The sequence below is a fragment of the Nostoc sp. 'Peltigera membranacea cyanobiont' 213 genome (assembly GCF_002245975.1).
In the GTDB taxonomy this organism is placed as follows: domain Bacteria; phylum Cyanobacteriota; class Cyanobacteriia; order Cyanobacteriales; family Nostocaceae; genus Nostoc.
In genome coordinates this window covers 1-20,700 of the sequence record NZ_NOLI01000102.1, presented here as the reverse complement: position 1 = coordinate 20,700, position 20,700 = coordinate 1, and the positions used below count along the sequence as shown (strand labels likewise).

At 40.5% G+C, this 20,700-nt stretch carries 18 protein-coding genes and 1 pseudogene; 11 read left to right on the top strand and 8 right to left on the bottom strand.

Going from position 1 to position 20,700, the window contains the following annotated elements:
- The first annotated feature begins 186 nt into the window (after positions 1-186).
- From CDG77_RS36785 to CDG77_RS23675, 4 genes are all read left to right on the top strand, one after another.
- Entirely contained in the window at positions 187-660 is a 474-nt protein-coding gene (locus CDG77_RS36785) for a hypothetical protein (protein WP_190234053.1), read from the top strand.
- Complete coding sequence (locus CDG77_RS23685; RefSeq protein ID WP_190234052.1) at positions 602-1,255, top strand: type I restriction endonuclease; 654 nt, start codon at positions 602-604, stop codon at positions 1,253-1,255. Before CDG77_RS36785 ends, CDG77_RS23685 begins: the two co-directional genes overlap by 59 nt.
- A gap of 87 nt (positions 1,256-1,342) precedes the next feature.
- On the top strand, positions 1,343-1,711 hold the full coding sequence (locus CDG77_RS23680; protein ID WP_094331806.1) for a hypothetical protein: 369 nt from the start codon (positions 1,343-1,345) through the stop codon (positions 1,709-1,711).
- A gap of 125 nt (positions 1,712-1,836) precedes the next feature.
- Positions 1,837-2,199, top strand: coding sequence for a hypothetical protein (locus CDG77_RS23675; RefSeq protein ID WP_094331805.1), 363 nt, complete (start codon positions 1,837-1,839; stop codon positions 2,197-2,199).
- Between the two features lie 324 nt (positions 2,200-2,523).
- Here CDG77_RS23675 and CDG77_RS23670 read toward each other — a convergent pair whose 3' ends face one another.
- The 4 genes from CDG77_RS23670 to modA (CDG77_RS23650) all read right to left on the bottom strand — a co-directional run bounded on the left by CDG77_RS23670 (position 2,524) and on the right by modA (CDG77_RS23650) (position 7,752).
- Positions 2,524-3,801, bottom strand: a complete 1,278-nt coding sequence (locus CDG77_RS23670; protein ID WP_094331804.1) for a glycosyltransferase family 4 protein — start codon at positions 3,799-3,801, stop codon at positions 2,524-2,526.
- Positions 3,802-3,839: 38 nt separating this feature from the next.
- Positions 3,840-4,409: a hypothetical protein gene (locus CDG77_RS23665; RefSeq protein ID WP_094331803.1), complete on the bottom strand. Its 570-nt coding sequence runs from the start codon at positions 4,407-4,409 to the stop codon at positions 3,840-3,842.
- 646 nt (positions 4,410-5,055) lie between these two features.
- On the bottom strand, positions 5,056-6,849 hold the full coding sequence (gene modB, locus CDG77_RS23655; RefSeq protein ID WP_094331801.1) for a molybdate ABC transporter permease subunit: 1,794 nt from the start codon (positions 6,847-6,849) through the stop codon (positions 5,056-5,058).
- Between the two features lie 87 nt (positions 6,850-6,936).
- Positions 6,937-7,752: a molybdate ABC transporter substrate-binding protein gene (gene modA, locus CDG77_RS23650; RefSeq protein WP_094331800.1), complete on the bottom strand. Its 816-nt coding sequence runs from the start codon at positions 7,750-7,752 to the stop codon at positions 6,937-6,939.
- Between the two features lie 271 nt (positions 7,753-8,023).
- On the opposite strand from modA (CDG77_RS23650), the gene CDG77_RS23645 reads away from it, so the two are divergent.
- Both CDG77_RS23645 and CDG77_RS23640 read left to right on the top strand, forming a co-directional pair.
- Positions 8,024-9,868: an iron uptake porin gene (locus tag CDG77_RS23645; protein ID WP_094331799.1), complete on the top strand. Its 1,845-nt coding sequence runs from the start codon at positions 8,024-8,026 to the stop codon at positions 9,866-9,868.
- A gap of 573 nt (positions 9,869-10,441) precedes the next feature.
- Complete coding sequence (locus tag CDG77_RS23640) at positions 10,442-10,651, top strand: TOBE domain-containing protein (RefSeq protein ID WP_094331798.1); 210 nt, start codon at positions 10,442-10,444, stop codon at positions 10,649-10,651.
- A gap of 198 nt (positions 10,652-10,849) precedes the next feature.
- On the opposite strand, the pseudogene CDG77_RS37860 reads toward CDG77_RS23640, so the two are convergent.
- Positions 10,850-10,999: pseudogene (locus CDG77_RS37860) on the bottom strand (substrate-binding domain-containing protein); the annotation flags it as partial.
- Between the two features lie 476 nt (positions 11,000-11,475).
- Between CDG77_RS37860 and CDG77_RS23630 the strand changes: the two are divergent.
- The 5 genes from CDG77_RS23630 to CDG77_RS23610 all read left to right on the top strand — a co-directional run bounded on the left by CDG77_RS23630 (position 11,476) and on the right by CDG77_RS23610 (position 18,154).
- Positions 11,476-12,234, top strand: a complete 759-nt coding sequence (locus CDG77_RS23630) for a HesA/MoeB/ThiF family protein (RefSeq protein ID WP_094331797.1) — start codon at positions 11,476-11,478, stop codon at positions 12,232-12,234.
- A gap of 222 nt (positions 12,235-12,456) precedes the next feature.
- Positions 12,457-13,422: a helix-turn-helix domain-containing protein gene (locus CDG77_RS23625; protein WP_094331796.1), complete on the top strand. Its 966-nt coding sequence runs from the start codon at positions 12,457-12,459 to the stop codon at positions 13,420-13,422.
- 206 nt (positions 13,423-13,628) lie between these two features.
- Complete coding sequence (locus CDG77_RS23620; protein WP_094331795.1) at positions 13,629-16,271, top strand: TonB-dependent siderophore receptor; 2,643 nt, start codon at positions 13,629-13,631, stop codon at positions 16,269-16,271.
- Positions 16,271-17,281 (top strand): ABC transporter substrate-binding protein, encoded by a 1,011-nt coding sequence (locus tag CDG77_RS23615; protein ID WP_190234051.1) that lies wholly within the window; start codon positions 16,271-16,273, stop codon positions 17,279-17,281. Before CDG77_RS23620 ends, CDG77_RS23615 begins: the two co-directional genes overlap by 1 nt.
- A 213-nt stretch (positions 17,282-17,494) precedes the next feature.
- Positions 17,495-18,154 carry a 2OG-Fe(II) oxygenase family protein gene (locus CDG77_RS23610; protein ID WP_094331793.1) on the top strand — a complete coding sequence of 220 codons (660 nt, stop codon included), beginning with the start codon at positions 17,495-17,497 and terminating at the stop codon, positions 18,152-18,154.
- A gap of 218 nt (positions 18,155-18,372) precedes the next feature.
- On the opposite strand, the gene CDG77_RS23605 is transcribed toward CDG77_RS23610, so the two are convergent.
- From CDG77_RS23605 to CDG77_RS23595, 3 genes are all read right to left on the bottom strand, one after another.
- On the bottom strand, positions 18,373-18,582 hold the full coding sequence (locus tag CDG77_RS23605) for a TOBE domain-containing protein (protein ID WP_094331792.1): 210 nt from the start codon (positions 18,580-18,582) through the stop codon (positions 18,373-18,375).
- 386 nt (positions 18,583-18,968) lie between these two features.
- Positions 18,969-19,907 carry a molybdate ABC transporter substrate-binding protein gene (modA, locus tag CDG77_RS23600; protein ID WP_094331791.1) on the bottom strand — a complete coding sequence of 313 codons (939 nt, stop codon included), beginning with the start codon at positions 19,905-19,907 and terminating at the stop codon, positions 18,969-18,971.
- Positions 19,908-20,269: 362 nt separating this feature from the next.
- Entirely contained in the window at positions 20,270-20,635 is a 366-nt protein-coding gene (locus CDG77_RS23595; RefSeq protein WP_223269939.1) for a hypothetical protein, read from the bottom strand.
- Between the last annotated feature and the right edge of the window lie 65 nt (positions 20,636-20,700).

Here is a 20,700-nt window from a genome sequence, read left to right as displayed (position 1 = left end):
TATCAAGTCGTATATTCGATCAAAAATATACCAACCAATGCTGATCAACTCGTGCCTAGCTCCTGCATTGACTAAAATTAAGTCTTTTACTGTTCATGAATCCAGCACAGCTAAAAAAAAACAACTGCCAAAGCGAGTCTTGTTACAAGAAAGCTTCGCCGACGTTTTGATTTCACACAATCTGCGATGCCTGGGTTGGGCGTACCCCTATTCAAAAGCATTCTACGCAAACGCCTAGCATCCCGCAGGGAACGCAGAGAAGTGATCGCACCATATGCGCTTACCTGGTTCGAGGTTATTGGCTATACAGTTTTATTAGAGCCAGATATTGCTTTGGGTAAACATCAGATAGGGCGCAGTAATTATACTGAGGTAGTTCTGTATGAGCGCCTTCATAGTGCTTTGCAGAAAATTAACCCGACAAAACCGGATGAGGCGATCGCCGCAGCTATCTATCAGGGGGAGCAATGCGAAAATGTGAGATCGGGGTTTAATTATCAACTACATCGCCATATTCTCAATAAAACCAGGTTTATTTCGTTGCGATCGCATCCCGAAATACCTATTTCCGTTCTCGGTTTTAGCACCTCACAAAATCGCATTGCTCCCTCTATCAGGTTACTTGCACTCATGGTATGGTTCCGACTTGCTGGAAAATAACCGTCGCTTTCACAAATTTTTGACCAATGGTGTGGAAGTTGAATACCTGTATAACGAAGAAATAGTTCATGACTTTGTGTGTCTCATTGATACGTCTAATCTACTAAACAATGATTGGCTAGCTATTCATCCCTTGACTATAGTTGAGGGGAGTTATACTCACTGTCCTGATGTAGTTGTGTTTATTAACGGTTTACCCTTGGCAGTTATTGCCTCGATTCAGCTAAGTGATGAACAGGCGACTTTCAAAGAAGGTTATCAGCGAATTCAGACCTACTGTCAACAAATACCAAAGCTGTTTGACTACAATACATTCCTAGTTGTTACTTATGGAAATCGGGCACGAATCGGTACATTAACCTCAGACTGGCAGGAGTTTTTACCCTGGCGCACCATTGATGGAGAAGATTTTCCTGCCAAGGGCGCAACTGAACTAGAAGTGCTGATTCAAGGCATTTTTGACAAACGGTGTTTGCTAGAGCAAGTATTACACTTGATAGTGTTTGAAGAGAATGGAAGCAGCATTAGTAAAAAATTGCTTCGCCGACCTTTTTGTACTACACAGTACCCCAAAAAATCTTTGCACCAAGGCTAGTAAATGCTTAGTTATCAGTGATTAGTAGAAAAACTAACTCACAATTCAAAATTCCCAATTGCTACTTTCAGCATGAAAGTTATAACTATGAACACAAGTTGGTATGAACAAGAGCTAGTCAAAGAATTCAAAACGGTTATTGCTCATTCTTTCCCACAAGTCGATGAATTGCTAAAACACTGTCATGTTAAACTCATTGAGTCTTATTGGGGAAGACCTCGTGTTCACTTTCTGCCATACTTCACTATTTATTGCCCTGACAATCTGATTGCTGATGTCAAAGCCAAAATATCTATACTCAGAGAAGTAGCAGAATATACAGGATTAGTTGAAGTTGTCTGCCTAAATGCTACACATCTGCTGCGAGATCCGATGTCGAAGGTAAAGCAGACAGATCCGCGTTTGTGGTTAGAACTGCAATGGCTTGCAACACAAAAACAAGAACATTTACTATGATTTCCCTACTTTGGGTGCAATTAGAAAAGTGCCTGTTGCGCCATCTATTCAAAGATGGCGTGATGAAAAAACGCATGAGCATTGTTTTTTTTTGACTAATAATTCCCAATCCCTAGTTATTTACTATGAATAAATTCCCCCTTCCCGCAGATGATTTGCCTCCAACTGGAGCACCCATACTTAACGAGTTATTCTACAGGCAATTAGAAGAAGCCACTTGCAGGCGATTTTATCAAGCCTGCGGCCCAATTATGCGAGTTTTACTATCAAATTGTCACTGGTATTTCAAGATAAATACTAGTCCTCTGATGTTACTCATTATCTGTTATGACATAGAAAGTTATCTGCATATAGTCGATGCTATTCCCCAGTTCATCAAAAAGTTGAAGCAGTTTTCCAACAAGGGCAAAATTCACCTTTTTTCACCAGATTATAAAGGAGAACCTTGGGAAATCGAGATTGAAGAAACATCAGATGATGAAGCCTAGTCAAACAGGTGAATAGGCGAAAATTTGGTATTAATCAAGGCAGTAGTATTTCACAGACAGCTAGAGCTAGGGTATATCCTCGGTTTTTATCCACAAAATCTAATGATTCACTAAATACTTTATGATAGTTGTTAAATTTGACTTTACGAGGATTAATTTTTAGTAACGCTGTTTTAGTGCTTCAAGATAAATCCAGAATCATTCGCCAATGATAGCCCTAGTACAGCACGGTGTAAATAAACCACCCATTCCAAATCAACGAAACTCTTACGATGTATTCATTTTGACTTTTGACTTTTGACTTTTGACTTCCACCTTGCGGTACTAGCTCTTTGACACATTGAATTTTGGCAAAATACCTTCAGATGATGCCCGGTTGGCAACAATATCAGAAAATAATCCTTCATACCGATCAAGTGCTTGCTCCAAAGAATAGTTTTCTACAGCAAATTGTCTTCCCTGATTACCTAGCTTCGCTCTTAGAATAGGATTGTTATACAAATCCTGTACTACAGCGGCCATTGCATTGGGTGATTCTGGCTCCACAATTATCCCACCACCACTGAGTGCGATCGCTTTAGCAGCAGTACCATTGGCGGGAATTGAACCTACAATCGGGCGTCCACTCGCCAGCAGTAGTGGTATTTTTGAAGGCATATTGAAAGAAATCACATTGCACTTCTGCACAATCAGCCCCACATCAGACGCTGCTAGCATTTCGGGTATTTTTTCACGTGGCTGCAACGGTAAGAGCAAAACATTATCGGCTCCATTTAATAGACAATATTCCTGTAACCTTTGCAATGCTCTTGATTCGCCAACAATCACAAAGACGATATCTTTGATATGACGCAAACAAACTGCTGCTTCTATTACTGTCTCTAAACCTTGCGTTAAAGCAATGTTGCCCGAATAAAGTACTACAAATTTGCCATCCAGTTGATGTGTATGTCTCCAGGCGTTATTGTGTTTAGGTAAAGGGCGAATGAAATTTATATTCACCCAATTAGGAATGCAAACAATTTTATTAACAGGTACTCCCTTATTCACTAAATTCTCACTAAACCCATCAGCAATAACGCTAATAGTGTGTGCAGTTCGATATGCAAATTTCTCTAAGGCTGTAAGAGTTCGGATCATCCATTTGTTTTTCAGTAGCCCAACACGCACGGCAGCTTCTGGTAAAATATCTTGCACATTCAGAATTAATGGGCAGTTGTATAACCAACTAAATATTGTTGCTGGTAATGTACCAAAAAGAGGCGGAACTGTTAAGATAATCATATCTGGACGTTTACCTTTAAAGACTTGTGGCAAGCTGGTGAATACAAAGCTCAACTCTAATAAAAGCCGATCTAGGAGGTTGGGTTTAGATTTAATCCGCAGGTAACTTCGTTGGATTGTGACGCCATTTTTTTGTTCATTAACGTACCACTTACCCCGATACTCATCGTAAATCTCGCGCTGAGGATAGTTGGGCATTCCGGTAATTACTCGCACTTCATGACCTCGCTTTACTAGTCCTTCTGCCAATTCGGTCATTAAGGGAGCAATTCCAATCGGCTCTGGATGATAGTTGTAGGAATAGATCAGAATGTGCATGAGTTATTTGTAAATTTCGTGTCATGAAGACAAGAATATTAGTTACTTGGTTTTTTGCGAGCTATAAAACCACGTCTTTTGGTACCATCGTTGAAAAATCCGACAATATCACCCTTATTGTTAAAGCCAACATTGACTTTCTCATCAATTAATTTTCCACCTACGTATGTCTGAAATACATTCTCATTTGGGTCATCATCTGCGTTTGCTAGATAGTAGCTTAGTTCATATTGACGGCCGGGTATAGTCTTGAGTTTCTGTGAGATGTAGGTAAAAATAGGGCCGTTATCATCGTAACGTGGAGCAAGACGTACACTCAAAGAATAGTTCTCAGCATTATCAACGGTATAATTTTCTAAAAAAATAGTAGTGGCAACATCAGCCGCAGTACTATTAAACCATCCAGAAATGAAAGGATTATTCCTGGTGCGATCGTAAGGACTTACAAGCGGGTCTACTGTAAAAACTCCGTTGACAACAAGATTTTCTGCTTGTTTCTTGGGAATAGCTTGTGCTTTCGGAATATAAGTGCTACTAACCACAGCAGTACTCATAAAAACGCTGGTGATTCCAGAAATAATCAGTCCGAGTTTTTGAGATGATTTCATCAGACCTCACTCCAATTAATGCAAATTTCACAGCAACTTATTGCCCCCCCTGCGATCAGAAGTGGGGCAATTTGTAAATACGCCTTAGTATTTTCTTAAAAACTTTCTTCAATAAATTACCGACGTGAATTTCGCAAAGATAATTTGCAATCACAATACCAAATTTATTGGTATTTATACAAGACTTTTGGTATTTGTTTTAAGCGATTTGGAATGGTGAGGCAGTCCGGTCTTCTCCCAAAGGGAGAGGCTAGCGCCTTCGCGGAGCGTCTCGCAGAGAAGGGGGTTCCCCCCATGAGAAACTGCCGAGCGAGTCTTCTCCCAAGGGGAGACGCTAAGAGCGAACGAGCGTCAGGGGTGGCTTATTTACGCCATGCTGTACTAGCTGTTATGAACTACCTTCGGGTAGTTTTCTCGATACTATTATTCATGGAATCATCACAATAACTAGATATGACTGGCATTTTTTAAGTTTTTATACCAATTCTCTATAATGTCGCAACAGATCAATCTCCGCGACGGACAGTTTGCTCAACGGAGGGAACCCCCGCACGCAACGAAACGATCCTCGTCTTTGCGTAAGAGCATAAGAGCGTCTGTAGCTTTTGGAGAATTGGTGTTACCTCTTGTAGAACGCAAACTCAAACTACTCCATCAAAATTAAACGCAGAGGATCTAAACGCACATACCAAGGAAAAGGTTCGTCTTTTATGGTTGCCCATTTTTCCTTGAAGACTTCTGCTTGCAGATGGTAATCCTGATGACTATTACTAGCAGAATGTAGTTTTAAAAATAACGTCATCCGGTGAGGTGTTTCAACTGTCTGTGCTAGCCAACAGGGAAAGGTATTCACCTGTGATGAGTCGTTGGTAAAGATGAGCTGATGAGCGCGAATGCCAACGTGAGATAATTTGCTGTTGATAGGTTCAATTACTTGGAGGCTACAAGCCCAATCAAGTGCTTGCACCTGATTTGATGATTCAAAAACAACACGAGAGAAGTTCTTGCACCCGGTTAATTGGGCGACACCTACAGTGGTGGGATGCTCAAAAATATCGTGTTTGGAGCCATAATGCACTGCTAAACCATGTTCTAATGCCAATAAGCTAGGGCAAATCTGGTAAGCTTCTTCCATATTATGGGTAACAAATAGAGTTACGCCTTGGTAATCAGCTAGAGTTTCTGTCATTTGCTGTTCTAGTTGACTACGCAAGTGGGTATCGAGTGCGGAAAACGGCTCATCCAGTAGCAACGCTTCTGGCTGACTTGCCAATGCTCTTGCTAAAGCTACCCTTTGTTGTTGACCTCCAGATAATTGGTGCGGATAGCGTGAGCCTAATCCCTCTAACTGCATGGCTATTAGCTGTTCTTCTAAGAGCGCCCTGATATTAAGAGCAGATAACCCTTTGGGTAAGCCGAAAGCAATATTTTGCGCCACACTCATGTGTGGGAAGAGGGCATAGTTCTGCACTAAAAAACCGATGCGGCGATCGCGGCAAGGCACATTTATTCCTTGTTCTGAGTCAAACAAGACTCTGCCATTTAAGACTATACGCCCAATTGTGGGCGTTTCTATGCCGGCAATGCAGCGCAAAATCATGCTCTTACCTGCTCCAGAACCCCCCAACAATCCCAAGGGTTGTTCATTGGTGTTAAAGGACACTTTAAGATGAAAACTCGGGAGTCGTTTTTCAATATCCACAAATAGTCCTACTGCGGAGTCAGGTACAGACAATGAAAACGATTCACTCCCTTGTCTCCCTTGTCTCCCTTGTCTCCTCTTCTCTCTAACTTCCTGCCAGTAGCTGACTGCAATAATTCCAGATAAAGAAATTACCATAATGGCGATCGCCCAAAACCAGGCTTCATCCATTGCTCCCGCTTCCACAGCAAAATATATTGCCATTGGAATCGTTTGCGTTTGTCCTGGGATATTACCCGCCAGCATCAACGTGGCACCAAATTCACCCAAAGCACGGGCAAAGGCGAGAGTTGTAGCCGCTACAATTCCGGGCAGTGCTAGAGGTAGACTGATGCGCCAGAAGATTGCCATTTCTGTTGCACCAAGAGTTCTGGCTACCCGCAAGAGATTAGTGTCAATCTGTTCAAACGCTCCTAGTGCAGTTTTATACATTAACGGGAACGAGACGACTGTAGCAGCGATCGCAGCACCATACCAAGTAAAAACGATACTGAAGTCTAAAGGCTTCATGAGTTTACCTACGGGGCCATTTTTACCAAAAAATAGCAGTAGTAAAAAGCCGACAACTGTCGGGGGTAAAATCAGAGGAGCAACAAAGACACCCTCAATCAAAGATTTACCTTTGCCGCGATATTCCAGCATCCAGTAGGCAGCCCAAATGCCAAGGAAGAAGGTAATAAATGTTGCAAGTAATGAAGTTTTAAGTGATATCCAGAGGGGCGATAAATCCAGTGGCATAGTTTTGTGGATAAGAACGGTGCTTATTAGGGCTGGTTTGAGTAGTGCTTTGAATCCTCAACCAGCCTTGTCAAAATTTCTCTGGTGTTAACTACCAGCTACCGTAAATCCCTGTTTTTCAAACACAGTTTTGGCTTGGTTGCCCGATAAAAATTGCACAAAATCCTTAGCGGCATCGACATTTTTACTACTTTTAAGAACTGCGATCGGATAGACGACGGGAGAATGGGTTTTTTCAGATGCAGTTGCTATAATTTTGACTTTTGGCGTACTTTTGGCATCTGAGAGGTAGACGATCCCAGCATCAGCATTGCCTGATTCTACGTAATTGAGAGCTTGACGAACGTCTTTGGCATAGACGGCTTTGCTTTTAACGGCATCAAGAATTTTTAATGACGTTAAGACTTGTTGAGCGTATTGTCCAGCAGGGACACTTTTAGGTTCGCCTAGAGCAATTTTCTTAATGCGTGGTGAAGTTAAGTCTTTGAAATCAGCCACAGTTGTGGAATTTTGCGGTACTATCAACACCAATTGATTTTTCAGTAAGTCCTTGCGAGTCCCATCAACTAACAAACCTTTCTTCTGTAAAGCATCTATCTGTTTAGTTGCAGCTGAGATAAAAACGTCAACTCCTGCACCCTGTTCAATCTGTTGTTGCAAAGCGCCTGATGAACCAAAGTTGTAGCTCAGAGTAACATTTGGCTTCTCTTTAGTGTAGAGAGGTTTGATTTCGTCCATTGCATCCCTGAGGCTAGCAGCTGCTGATATCGTCAAATTTGCTGTTTGGGCTGCTGGGCTAGGAGTTGAGGATAAGTTAGGTGTAGTCGTTTGACTACAGCCGACGATTAGCAAAAACGAGATAAATACCCAACTGACAAAAGTCAGCATTCGTTTATTATTCATTTGCAGTCTCTCAAGCATTTTTTCTTAATTAATTCATAATTTACCAATCTAGCGGACTAGTAACCAAAAAAACTGGTAAAAAATCACAGATTACCACTTATAACTGACTGTTATCAATAACTGTACCGATACTGACTAAAATTTTGCCAGCTTTTTACCAACTTATATGGTAAAAAGCTGAAAATCTGGTAATAATAATGCATTGGGTGTTTTTTAGTACCAACTATTTCAGGAATCAAGTTGGTCTAATAGTATTTGAGGTGTGAGGTTAATGTCTGGTTTTTTACATAATTCATTGTTGATTGCTCCAATCTTATTAGTAGTTAGTCTGGTGAATGCTCAAGGTGCATCAGCTATTCCAGCAGATATGCAGACTACTCAGTCTCCGGCAAAAGAAGGTGTGGTTGCTCAAACAGATAATCAAGCTGTTTTGACTGCACCTATCGGCGTTACTTCATCTGACCAGATCCCGCAGTTCAACGATCGCAGCAGCAAAAATCCGAACTCAGTCATGAGTCAGGTTACTTCAGTCTCTCAACTATCTGATGTGCAACCTACAGATTGGGCATTCCAGGCTTTACAATCTTTAGTTGAGCGCTACGGTTGTATAGCTGGATATCCTAATGGCAGTTTCCAAGGAAATCGGGCAATGACTCGTTATGAGTTTGCCGCAGGTCTTAACGCTTGTCTGAATCGGGTTAATGAATTGATTGCTACTAGCACAGCAGATTTAGTGACAAAAGAAGACTTAGAAACCTTGCGAAAATTGCAAGAAGAATTTGCTGACGGGCTAGTTGAAATACGGGGACGGATAGATGGGTTGGAAGCTCGGAATGCAAACCTGGAAAATCAACAATTTTCGACTACTACCAAGTTAAATGCAGAAATAATTTTCTCTGTTGGGAGTGTGTTTGGTGGGGATAGAGCGCTAGATTCCGATCGCTGGAGAAGAATTGAAGCAGCTCCTGCGGGTACAGCTAGAGAGGCTGCAAGAGCTAACGAGTATACAGCATCAGGTGGACGAAGGCTTCAGGACAATGCGATTTTCAGCGATCGCATCCGCTTGAATCTAATTAGTAGTTTCACTGGCAAAGACCAGTTGTTTACCCGTTTAGAAGCGAACAACACCACAGCCTTTAGTGGGGCAGTCACAGGTACAAACATGACCCGTGTATCGTGGGACGGGAACAACGACAACACCATTGTAGTGGGCAAATTATATTATCGCTTCCCGGTAGGTGACAAAATCAATGTCATTGTTGATGCTATTGGTGGGGAGTTCTACGACAACTTCAACACTGTTAACCCTTTGCTGTCCTCAACCCCGATTGGATCTCTTTCGCGGTTTGGTCGATTCTCCCCTATTTACCGCGCCAGTAATACGGGTTCTGCTAGTAATACAGGTTCAGGGGTCAGCGCCATCTTTAAATTGAGCGACGCGATTACTTTATCTGGGGGTTATCTTGCTAGAAGAGCTTATGATCCTAGTGCTGGTGCAGGGCTATTTGATGGTAGTTATGGTGCTTTAGCTCAATTAGCATTCCAGCCCAACCAAAACTTAACTTTTGCTTTGAGCTATGCACACTCTTACTTTACTGGTGGTAATAATGATGTTTCCGTTTCGGGGGCTTATGGTAGCGCTTTCGCTAATACCCCATTTGGTGCTGGTGTTGCCACTTCAGCCAATCATTATGGGATAGAAACCAGTTATCGTTTCAACCCCCAATTGGTACTTTCTGGTTGGGTTGGGTATAGTCAAGCGATCGCAGAGGTTAGTTCTGGTGCAAATGTTAATAGAGGTGATAAGGCAGACATCTGGAACTGGGCGGTCACTTTAGCTCTCCCTGATTTAGGCAAAAAGGGTAACTTGGGAGGTTTAATCTTTGGTCAACCACCCAAGGTGACGAGTAATGACTTTGGCCCTGCTGTTCTTACTGCTACTAGTAATCTTCGTGAAGATAGCGATACATCTTTCCATTTAGAAGGACTATATCGCTACCAAGTGAATAACAATATCTCAATTACACCAGGCTTGATTGTGATATTTAACCCAGAACAGAACAGCAATAATGACACTATCTATACAGGAGTTGTTCGTACTACATTCCGATTCTAGATAATTTTGCATTAAAAAGACGGTAGTCGTTACAACAGGGAGACAGTCTGCTAGGTGGCTTTGCCGACTTGTTAATAGAATGCCTTCCCGAATTGTGGAGACTGCCGTTGCAAAAGGAAATATGAATTTTTACCCAAATATTGTTTTGAAATGTAGCAAGATTCTGCACTACTTCCCTACGGGACGCTACGCGTTAGCGGAGCTTTCGCTTTAGCGATACGTGAAAGCAAGCTATGCGTAGCGTCTCCGACAGGAGAAGGATACCCGATAGAACGATCTAATTGGAGTATGAAGACCTCAAAAAAGATGAACTTGCACCGAAAACTTATCTTGCATCTGTCAAATAACAGTCTGAAAAGTGGTTAGTTGAACTAACTACTTTGTATTCCTTTTATTACCAAATAAGTTGGTTTAAAAAGATGCAAATACCAAACAAATTATTTAGTAAATTATTCACGTATATTTTCTATATTAATAGTAAAAATTCATATATTTTCTATTTGTAATCATACAGATTCATTTAATTACTTGTTAATATTTACGTGTAAAGAAAAAACCACTAGGGGTCATCAAATGCAAGTTAGCGCTCGTAATGCTCTCAAAGGAACTGTAAAAAACATCGTCGTTGGCTCTGTAAATACTGAAGTAACGATAGAAGTAGCACCAGGGGTAGAGGTGACTGCAATTATTACCAAATCATCAGCAGAAAATCTCAAACTTACTGAAGGTAAAGAAGTCCACGCCATAATTAAATCATCAGACGTAATTATTGCCGTCGGCTAAAGTAATTGTTGAGATTCTATTAAGGGGGGGCAGTTTGATTGCCCCCTGTAGAGCGATGTCTACGACGGGCTACGCCTACCGGTAGGTAACTCGTTACTACAACTTTCCCATCAATAATATGTAGATAAGCTAAACCAAAGATACTTAGTCTATTAGCCACATCAGCAAATGTCTGCATAGGATTGCGATCGCAGGCTTCCGATGTCCCAAGATAGTGATAAACTGCTGTACTAGTAATTGTTCCAAGTATTCTTTGAGAATTATCAAGTCATATCCCGCACTATGAAGGGGGATAAATCTCAACCCAAAGGCAGCAGTTATAGATGCCGTACTGATTCTTGCATCAGCCCTGACTGTATTCCCACTAGAAAGCAATAATACCTAAAAGACCCCACAGCCTTGCTGCGGGGTTTATTTCATTGGGCATTTAACCCAGGACAAAGAGCAAACTGGCAGTAATAGATTGGTGCTGGTCAAAGAGCAGGAATGATCGAATAAAGGACTATCACGACATCTCCGCAGACAGAGCAGCACCACATTTGCGACACCGAATAGTCCGCACAACTCTTGGAGACGCTCCGCGTAGCTTGCTTAAGAGGAGGGGTACGACAAGCTACTTCTCTGCGAGAGGCTGCGCCAACGGTTGCGCTCAGTACAAGTTAGTGACCATCATAGACATCGCTATATTTGCACATAGCTCCCTTAATAGTCCTTGGAACAAATACCAACTTTACAGGTAGAAAATCAGGAAAATGTATAGACAAGTACAATACTTGCTACCAACTAGGTGGTAAATTTTACGACTGATAAAGAATTAAAAAGCGATGAACTTAACACCCAGTGAGTTAGAACGCTATCACCGCCAAATGATGCTTCCCAATTTTGGAGAAGCAGGACAAAAGCGCTTGAAGTCTGCAACGGTTTTGGTTACAGGTGTAGGGGGATTAGGCGGTACATCAGCTCTATATTTGGCAGTAGCGGGTGTTGGGCGGCTAATCCTAGTTCGGGGTGGTGACTTACGGCTAGATGATCTGAATCGTCAGGTTCTGATGACAAATGATTGGGTAGGTAAGCCAAGAGTATTCAAAGCCAGAGAAACTCTGCAAGCTATTAATCCTGATATTCAGGTGGAAGCAGTTCATGATTACGTTACAAAAGAGAATGTAGACTCTTTAGTGCAATCTGCTGATATAGCTGTTGATTGCGCCCACAATTTCACAGAGCGAAACTTGCTCAATCAGGCTTGCGTGCGCTGGCAAAAACCAATGGTAGAAGCTGCAATGGACGGAATGGAAGCTTATCTGACGACCATTATTCCTGGTGTCACTCCTTGTCTATCATGTTTGTTTCCAGAAAAGCCAGATTGGGATCAACGTGGGTTCGCGGTTCTCGGTGCTGTTTCTGGGACACTAGCTTGTCTTAGTGCATTAGAGGTAATAAAGCTGATTACTAAGTTTAGTGAACCTTTATTGTCACAACTGCTGACAATCGACTTAATGCGAATGGAATTTGCCAAACGACATTCTTTTCGCGATCCTTCTTGTCTGGTGTGTGGTGGCAGTTCTTGCTCGGAAAATTCGTAAACAACATCTTTATAAGAACCTATTCCACTAATAATATTTGTGCTATAAAGCTTAGGCTTATTGAGAACTGAAAACGACAAATCAAGGTTTTCAAGCACATTTTACGAAAAGAAGTAGGGATTTTTAGAATAGTGGGATAGGTTCAAACAACCGAATCTACTCGATAAGCCAAGTTTCTGTTTTTTTGACTCTTTAAATACTTCATATTAGCTTACAATTACAATGACATTAATACTCCCGTATCCAGATTACATAAAACTATTATACCAAGCAGGAATAGTTCATAATAATGATAATTCAGATGATTTTGATATCACCAGAAAGTATCAATTTGGGCAAGGGTATTGGCGACAGATTCAGCTACGAGATAGCATATCTTTAGAAATTTCCAATTATCAGCAGCCCAAGTCATTCATTTTAAAACTTCATGAGCGAAAGCATCCATTAGAATTTCGATTCCTTATTTTGTTAGAGAGCGAATTTAAAAACCTTGAGTTCAAGACAGGAGAATACTTTTTAAGTGGTAGTGGTATGGCATCTGAGTGCGCTGTATTAGAGCCATTAGCGCGGATAGTAGAAGTAGCTATTCACCTACATCCAAATGTGTTTCATAGCTTTGCAGAAAAGACATCTGGTAAACTCCCAAAAGAATTACAACATCTAATTAGACGTTGGGATCAACCAACTTATGAACGCTATGGAACTCAAACTCCTGCAATGCAAATAGCAGTACAGCAAATCCTTCAATGTCCATACCAAGGCTTTACTAAACAAATTTATCTTGAAGGTAAGGTTTGGGAACTGGTAGCAATGCTAGTCGAGCAAGAAGTACAAATCAACCAAGGTTGCTTCCAGATTAATAAACTCAAGCCATCAGATATTGACCGCATTTACAATGTTAAGGAAATTCTGTTAAAACATCTAGACAAACCACCATCTCTTATTAAACTAGCACGACAAGTAGGTTTAAATGATTGCACAATGAAGCAAGGCTTTAAGCAGGTTTTTGGGACTACGGTGTTTGGCTATCTGCATCACTGCCGAATGGAACTAGCTTATAAGCTGCTTATTGAAAGAAATATGAATGTCACAGAAGTAGCCAGAACAGTAGGTTATGCTAGCTTACCTTCATTTAGTAATGCTTTTCGTAAGAAGTTTGGGGTAAGTCCTAAGTCCTGTCACAGATAAAAATTCCGGATGGAATAAAAAAAATTCCGGCTCGAATAAGATGCAAACACTGAAAAGTTATATATTTTTACAATAATTGGGTTGGTATAAATGTATCTGTTTACCAATTTAGTTAGTAATAGTAATTGGGAGCTACGGACTGAAAGGAAAATTATACTTAATTTTCAATTTCAATGCCGAGTATTCACTAAGTGGTGTGTGTAAAAATGTTTATCAGACTATCATATCCTGCTGTTTGCTGGTTAATATCTGTTGTTTCTCTAACTTTAGCCAATCCAGCATATCCTGAACAACCGTTAGTCAAAAAAACTTTAGTACGCTCAGGTGAAGTTTTTAAAGAAATTCAAACATTGAATCAGCTACAGCTTCCTAAAACTAATGCTTCATATTTATGGAGAGTACCTAGAGAGCAGAATAAATTTCCCGAACTTAGTCAAGCAACTACAGATGTGGTATTAGTTACGGATGTGAAGGTTAACTCTACTGATAAAGGGATAGAGTTAATTTTAGTCACAGCTAATTCTCTTAAGTTACAAATTTCACCGAAAACTGAGGGTAATTCCTATATTGCAGATATCCCTAATGCTAAGTTGCAACTAAGAAGTGGGGATTTTAGACAAGCAAAGCCAGTAGCCGGAATTGCATTAATTACAGTTGCAAATTTAGATGCGAACACATTGCGAGTAACGGTGACTGGGGAAATGGGTGCGCCTGCGGTGGAGTTGTTTGATAGTACAAAAGAAGGTTTAGTTTTTGGAGTGACTCCTAGTACTTCTACTGCTCAACAGCCAACAACAACGCCAGAACAAAAACCATCTACAACAGAGCCAGAAAAGCCCATTGAGTTAAATGTGATTGCTCCACCAGATACAAGTTATCGGCTTTGTGATGCAACTACTGCAACGAAAACAGATACACCATTGCGTGATATTCCCGCTTCGGTTCAGGTGATTCCTCAACAAGTTATCGAAGACCAACAACCGCGTAACTTAATTGGGATACTCAGAAATGCTGGCGTTGTCCAAAATAATTTTTCATCTCGAATTGCAGACACTTTTTCTATTCGAGGTTTTAGAGCCAGAAACGTTTATAGGAACGGCATCAAAGACCGCTTTGCAGATGGTGCTGCTTTCTCAAGTTCGCTGACAAATATAGATAGAGTAGAAGTTGTTAGAGGGCCAAACTCTGTAATTTATGGTCAAGTCAATCCAGGTGGGATCATTAATATAGTTACTAAAAAGCCTTTGAGTCAACCTTACTATGCCTTAGAGGTAAGGCGTGGTGCTTATGAACTTTTTCAACCTTCACTTGACCTTTCTAGTCCTCTAACAAAAGATGGCAGTCTGTCGTATCGTTTAAACACTTCTTACAGAACCGCAGAAGACTTTACTGATTTTTATAATGAAAAGCGTTTTTTCGTTTCGCCTGTTATTAATTGGCGCATAGGGAAAAATACAAATCTAACTTTTGATTCAGAATATGAAGACATACAACAGTCGCTAGGTACTGGTTCTGAGCAGATTGCTAGTGCAACTATACTTCCTAACCCAAATGGCAAAATCCCTATTAACCGTTATTTAGGGGAACCGACTGATTTCTTTAACCGCCAGCTTAATAGATATAATTACAATCTAGAACATCGCTTTAACGATAACTGGTCTATTAGTAATTCATTTCAAGCTGCATTTTTAACCCTTGATTTACGTGAAACAGCTGTTACCAGTTTACTGGAAGCAGACAACCGCACTGTCGAAAGAACACAGACTACTTTTCCAAAGCCAACAGAGTATGAAGCTTATACTTTAGATACTCATGTTATTGGTGATTTCAACACTGGTAATATAAAACATAAACTTTTGGCGGGGTTTGACTTATTTAGACAAACCCAAAGTATTAATATACTTAGAGCAGTTGCGGCCCCTCTTGATGTTTTTAACCCAGTGTATGGTCAACCACTAGGTGATACTTTTGGAAGACTTGATCTCTACTTTAGAGATGATGCTTTAGGCTTTTATCTTCAAGACCAAGTGACACTTGCCAATAACCTCAAACTACTTGTGGGTGGACGTTATGACTTAGTAGAGAATGAGTTTGCCAATCGGATTGCTTCAACGGCGAGTGTCCAGTCTGATTCTGCCTTTAGTCCAAGGGTAGGCATAGTTTATCAACCCATAGCGCCTGTCTCACTCTACGCCAGCTATAGCCGCTCTTTTGAACAAGTAACGGGTGCAGATAAAAATGACAGCCTTTTTCAACCACAGTTGGGTACTCAGTATGAAGTGGGCGTTAAGACTGATTTATTCGATAACAAACTCTCGGCAACACTTGCTTTATATCAACTGACACTAACTAACATTTTGACTACCGATCCTACCGATCCCGATTATAGTGTGCAAACAGGAGAACAAAGAAGTCGGGGAGTAGAACTGAGTGTCACCGGAGAAATTCTTCCCGGTTGGAATGTGATTGGCTTCTACGGTTATACAGACGCACGCATTACCAAAGACAATGATCTTCCAGTCGGGAATCGAGTAGAAGGAGTACCACAGCATGTCGCTAGTTTGTGGACAACTTACACCTTTGGTACTGGCTCTCTCAAAGGTTTTGGAGGTGGGATTGGCTTTAACTACGTTGGAGATCAAATGCCAGATAGTTTGGATACATATACGATCCCAAGCTACTTTCTCACCGATGCAGCTCTGTACTATCGGAATAACAACTTTAGCGTTGGACTCAACTTGAATAACATATTTAATGTTCGATATTATGAAGCAAGCTTTGACTATCTCCAAAGAATTATTCCTGGTCGTCCGTATACAGCACAGTTGACAGTGAAATGGGAATTGTAATGAGAACGACTCATTGGTTAACCAAGTGTTTTGTCATATCCCTGCCCCTTTTAGGGTTGCTTGCTGTGGTAGTGTGGCTAAACGGTTGTTTCTTTTTTAATTACCCAAAAGTTAGCCATGACAAGGGTGTTTCTTCTTTAAGTCAGGTTCGAGTAGTTCAGCACTTAATGGGTAAGACAATAGTTCCGGCTCATCCTCAACGAGTTGTGGTGCTTAGTGGTCGTTGTTTAGAAAATGCTTTGGCGTTGGGGATCAAACCTATAGCTGCCTCAAAGTTATTTGTCTCACAATTGCAGCGATTAGTAGGCCCGCTATCAGGTATTGAAGATGTAGATTGGCTCTCTCCTAGTATCGAAAAAGTCTTGTTTCTCAAACCAGACCTAATTCTTGGTATGCATTTTCATCAAGATATTTATCCACTGTTATCACACATTGCGCCCACTGTTTTGGCTCCTCCTGGAGCCAGTGGAGCTTGGAAAGAATCTTTTGCTTTCACAGCCAGTGTTCTGGGTAAAACTAAAACAGCCCAGCAGGTAATGGATAATTATTATGCACGTTTAAAACAGTTTAAAGCAAAAATGGGCGATCGCCTGAACACAACTTTAGTCTCGGTTGCCGAATTGCGTACTGATGCACTTTGGCTGTGGACGAAGGCAAGTTTTTCAGGCGTTATTCTTAAAGATGCAGGTGTTGTACGTCCTAACTCCCAAACTTTGGATAGTCAAGCAACCCTGAGTCTAGGTGGTGGCCCTGCTGCATACGCTTTATCAGAGGAACTCCTGAGTGAGTTAGATGGAGATATTTTATTTCTAGTATCAGAAGACGCACTGGGCACAAGGGATTTACACCCAATGCTTGAACAACTGAAAGCAAAACCGTTGTGGTCGAAATTAAAAGTCGTCCAGCAGAAAAAAGTTCATAACGTGGGGTTTTACTGGGTTCAGTTTGGCCCCCTTGCAGCCAATCGGATGATAGACGATTTGGAGCAATATTTAGTTAAACAGCATTGAAGAAGAATTCAGAAGTCAGAATTCAGGAGTGAGAATCAATTAGTGGCGGGTTTGAATCCCCTACTAATTGAAGACTATTAAATCTTCGATAAGCGTGGGGGTCTTAAACCCATTTATTCATCCGCCAGTCGCACAGAATTAAATTCTGAATTCTGGCTCCTGACTCCTGAATTCTGTTTTGATAAACTATTTGAAAGTTTTTTAAGAGGGATTATGTTGAACTTGAGTGCAATTAGTAATGCAAGTATGCAGTCAATTCCCTATAAATGGATTGTATTTGAAAATTTGCTTGACACTTCAGTACAATCTGAACTAGCAAATAGTTTTCCTACTACAAACTATAAAGAATATCATGCTAGAGACTTTGAGCCAGATGGATACCCGGAATATACATATAATGACTACAGGTTTTTTGCACGCTGCATTCTGGATGAAAGTAAGTACAAAGGTCTACAAGATATCAAGGATCTGAGTCTTAGTTGGCAAAAATTGATTGAACAACTTCTCACTCCTGATTATCGAGAGGCAATGGAGCATCTTACTAATTTGGATTTGAAAAACCATTCACTAACAATTTATTTAACACGACATGATTTAGGATTTTGGAACCGTCCTCATACAGATATCCCACGTAAACATGTAACTCATCTTTTCTATTTCAATGAGGGATGGAACCGAGAGTGGCGAGGGTGTTTTCAAGTTCTCAAAGATAATCAAACTACATCTGTAGTTAAAGAAGTTCCACCCTTGCCGCAATATTCAGTTGCTATTGTACGTTGCGATCGCTCTTGGCACATGGTATCTCCTATTTCTCTTAATGCAACTCAACACCGTTTGCATCTACAGACTTGCTTTTGGCTGCCAGACTCTTAAACCATTTGATTATCAAATTATTAAGATTTTAAGAATCTCAGCAAATCAGAGCATTTTTATCTCACCAGAGACACAAAAGAGCGCTAAACAGTCAGGGATTAGCAGATACTAAAGAGTCCTTTGTTTTTGCAGTCTGCTACAACTTTTACCAAAATAGTTAGATAATTGTAGCGATCGCTCTATAAGCGGATCGCCACAACTTATCGACTCATTTTGAGCTATTCTGTAGCAATTATGACATCCGACGCTTTAATCACAGCGATCGCTTGTTTTCCCTCTTGAAGTTGGAGATGCTCTACCGACTCCTTGGTAATAATTGCAGTTACCTCCACTCCAGGCACAATTTCTAATATGACCTCAGAGTTGACTGCTCCTGGGTGAATTTCCTTAATAGTTCCTTTTAAGGAATTACGAGCGCTAACTTCCATATTTTGATTCTTCCCTAGTTATAAGATAATTCTGAACTAGGTAATAGTAACAATTATCAGATTGTTGGATTATCCTCATTTAGTGAGATGTTATCTTCTCTCTTACAGAAGAACTTAGATATCATACTGGTATTAGAAGATGCTGAAAAAGTTGATAGGGGAATAGTAAAATGGACAGTTAAAGTTGGCAAAACATTCATTCAAAACTGTTTTTAGTAATGTGTCTACTTAATTATTTTGGTACATTCTGATAATTATTGGTACATAAGCTAATCGTCATTCATTTTTCTATAATGATTCACTCGTAGTAAGGATTATACAAATGATTGCCGCTGCCAACAATCATTTTCCGAGCGCTGCAATTTTGATTCAGTTTATCCAAGATTTTAAACTTGTATCTTTTGCTTTGGCTCTGCCAATTTTTTATTGAGTGCTAAACCCATAGCCGCAGCTAGTAATAGTCCCCAAACATAGTTGGGTTCGGGTACTGATTTGGTAGGGCTAGTAAAGCCATACTTATGCAAAATTTGCTGTCCTTTCTCTGACAAAATATAATCTGCTAGTTTCTGTGCATTCGGGTCAGCATTTTTGATAACTGTTAAACCGAATGGTGCTGCAACAGACAAATAATCTGGTAGCCCAACTACTTGCAGGCTCGGATCAATTTTTTGCGATGCGATCGCGCCAGTATAGTAACTTAAGAAAACATCTGCTTGCTGAGTTTTGTTAAGAAAATATACTAAGCTGTCCTGTCCTGATGGGACTATTGGGGAATTCGTTCCACCTGTTAATTGTAAGGCTTTACTATTGAGGGTATCAAAATTACCAGGGTTTTTTGAATTAGCTTGAGTAAATATCTGTTGAGTGTAGTCTCCAAGAGGATCTAATATAGGTGTTGCAATTCCCAACTTGATGTTGGGATTTAGTAAGTAATCTAATACCTGATTTGGTGTAATTTTTGCCTGGGAATACTTTGAGGAAAACACCGCTACAACCTGGTTTTGAGTAAATTCCACTGGCTGACTGCTCAACCCCTTAATGTAGAGTTTTTGGGGATTTCCAATATCTGCACTAGCAAAGACATCAGCAGTAGGCTGTCCCAGTTGGAGTTCTGTTTCTATTGCTTGCTCTCTAATCCCTGATGGCCCAAATACTGTATTCGTTCCTATTCCTGTTTCTTGGGTGAAGTCTTGGCTTACTTCCGTTAGTGCATTTCTTAAACTACCTGCTCCATATAAGTTGAGATTAGCTGCAAAAGCTTGATTTGGTATCAGAACACTAAAGGCACAAGCTGCCAAAGAACCTGTCAAAAAATATTTTTTCATCTGTTCCTAGAATCTTCAAGTTTTTGGGTATTTTATCCTCAAAGCTAATATTACCAACTTAGTTGGATAAATGTAAATTACTTTATATAGACAAGTGTTGACTTTGTTACTTATAATCCTCGGTTAAAAAAGTTATCAGTTGAGGCAAGCAGTTATTGAGCAGTTCTTGAGAAAGAATTATTGCTCAATACTCTTTTTCCTTCCCTGCCTCAATAGCTTATCCAAACCGTATTGGGCTTTGTTAATTATTGAAGATATGGTAGGCGTAAAACTTGCTTTTCGCCAGTCACACTCAATAGATTTACAAATGTGTCCAGAAGTTATTGCTGATATTATTGAGACTGACAACCTTAGTCTCTATATCAGAAATATTTTGGTTTCAAAGGAGAAGGAGGAGCAGATAATATGACAATATTTCTCACATTACTAACGTAACGACCTCCAGCTTTATCACCTGGAACTACTAAACGAGCAAATCCTTCATCTATTAAAGGCACAACATTACCATCACTACCTTTTTTTTCAAATGCAACTAGCAGTGTTTTTCCTTCAAAGTTGGGTTGAATTTCACCAATAGCTACGACTGCACCATAGCAATCTGTGGCATCAACTAGAACATATTGCCTCAGAAAAGAGTTTTTACTATTTACCCCAGAATTCCCAGGCTTTAGACCACCTCCGGCTTTCGGATTATTAATCAATTCCCATAGGGGGACGTAGTTGTTCACTCTCCCCCATCAAAAAAGGATCAAGAGAGAACGGGGATGGGGGGATGTTTTATACCTTTACGAGC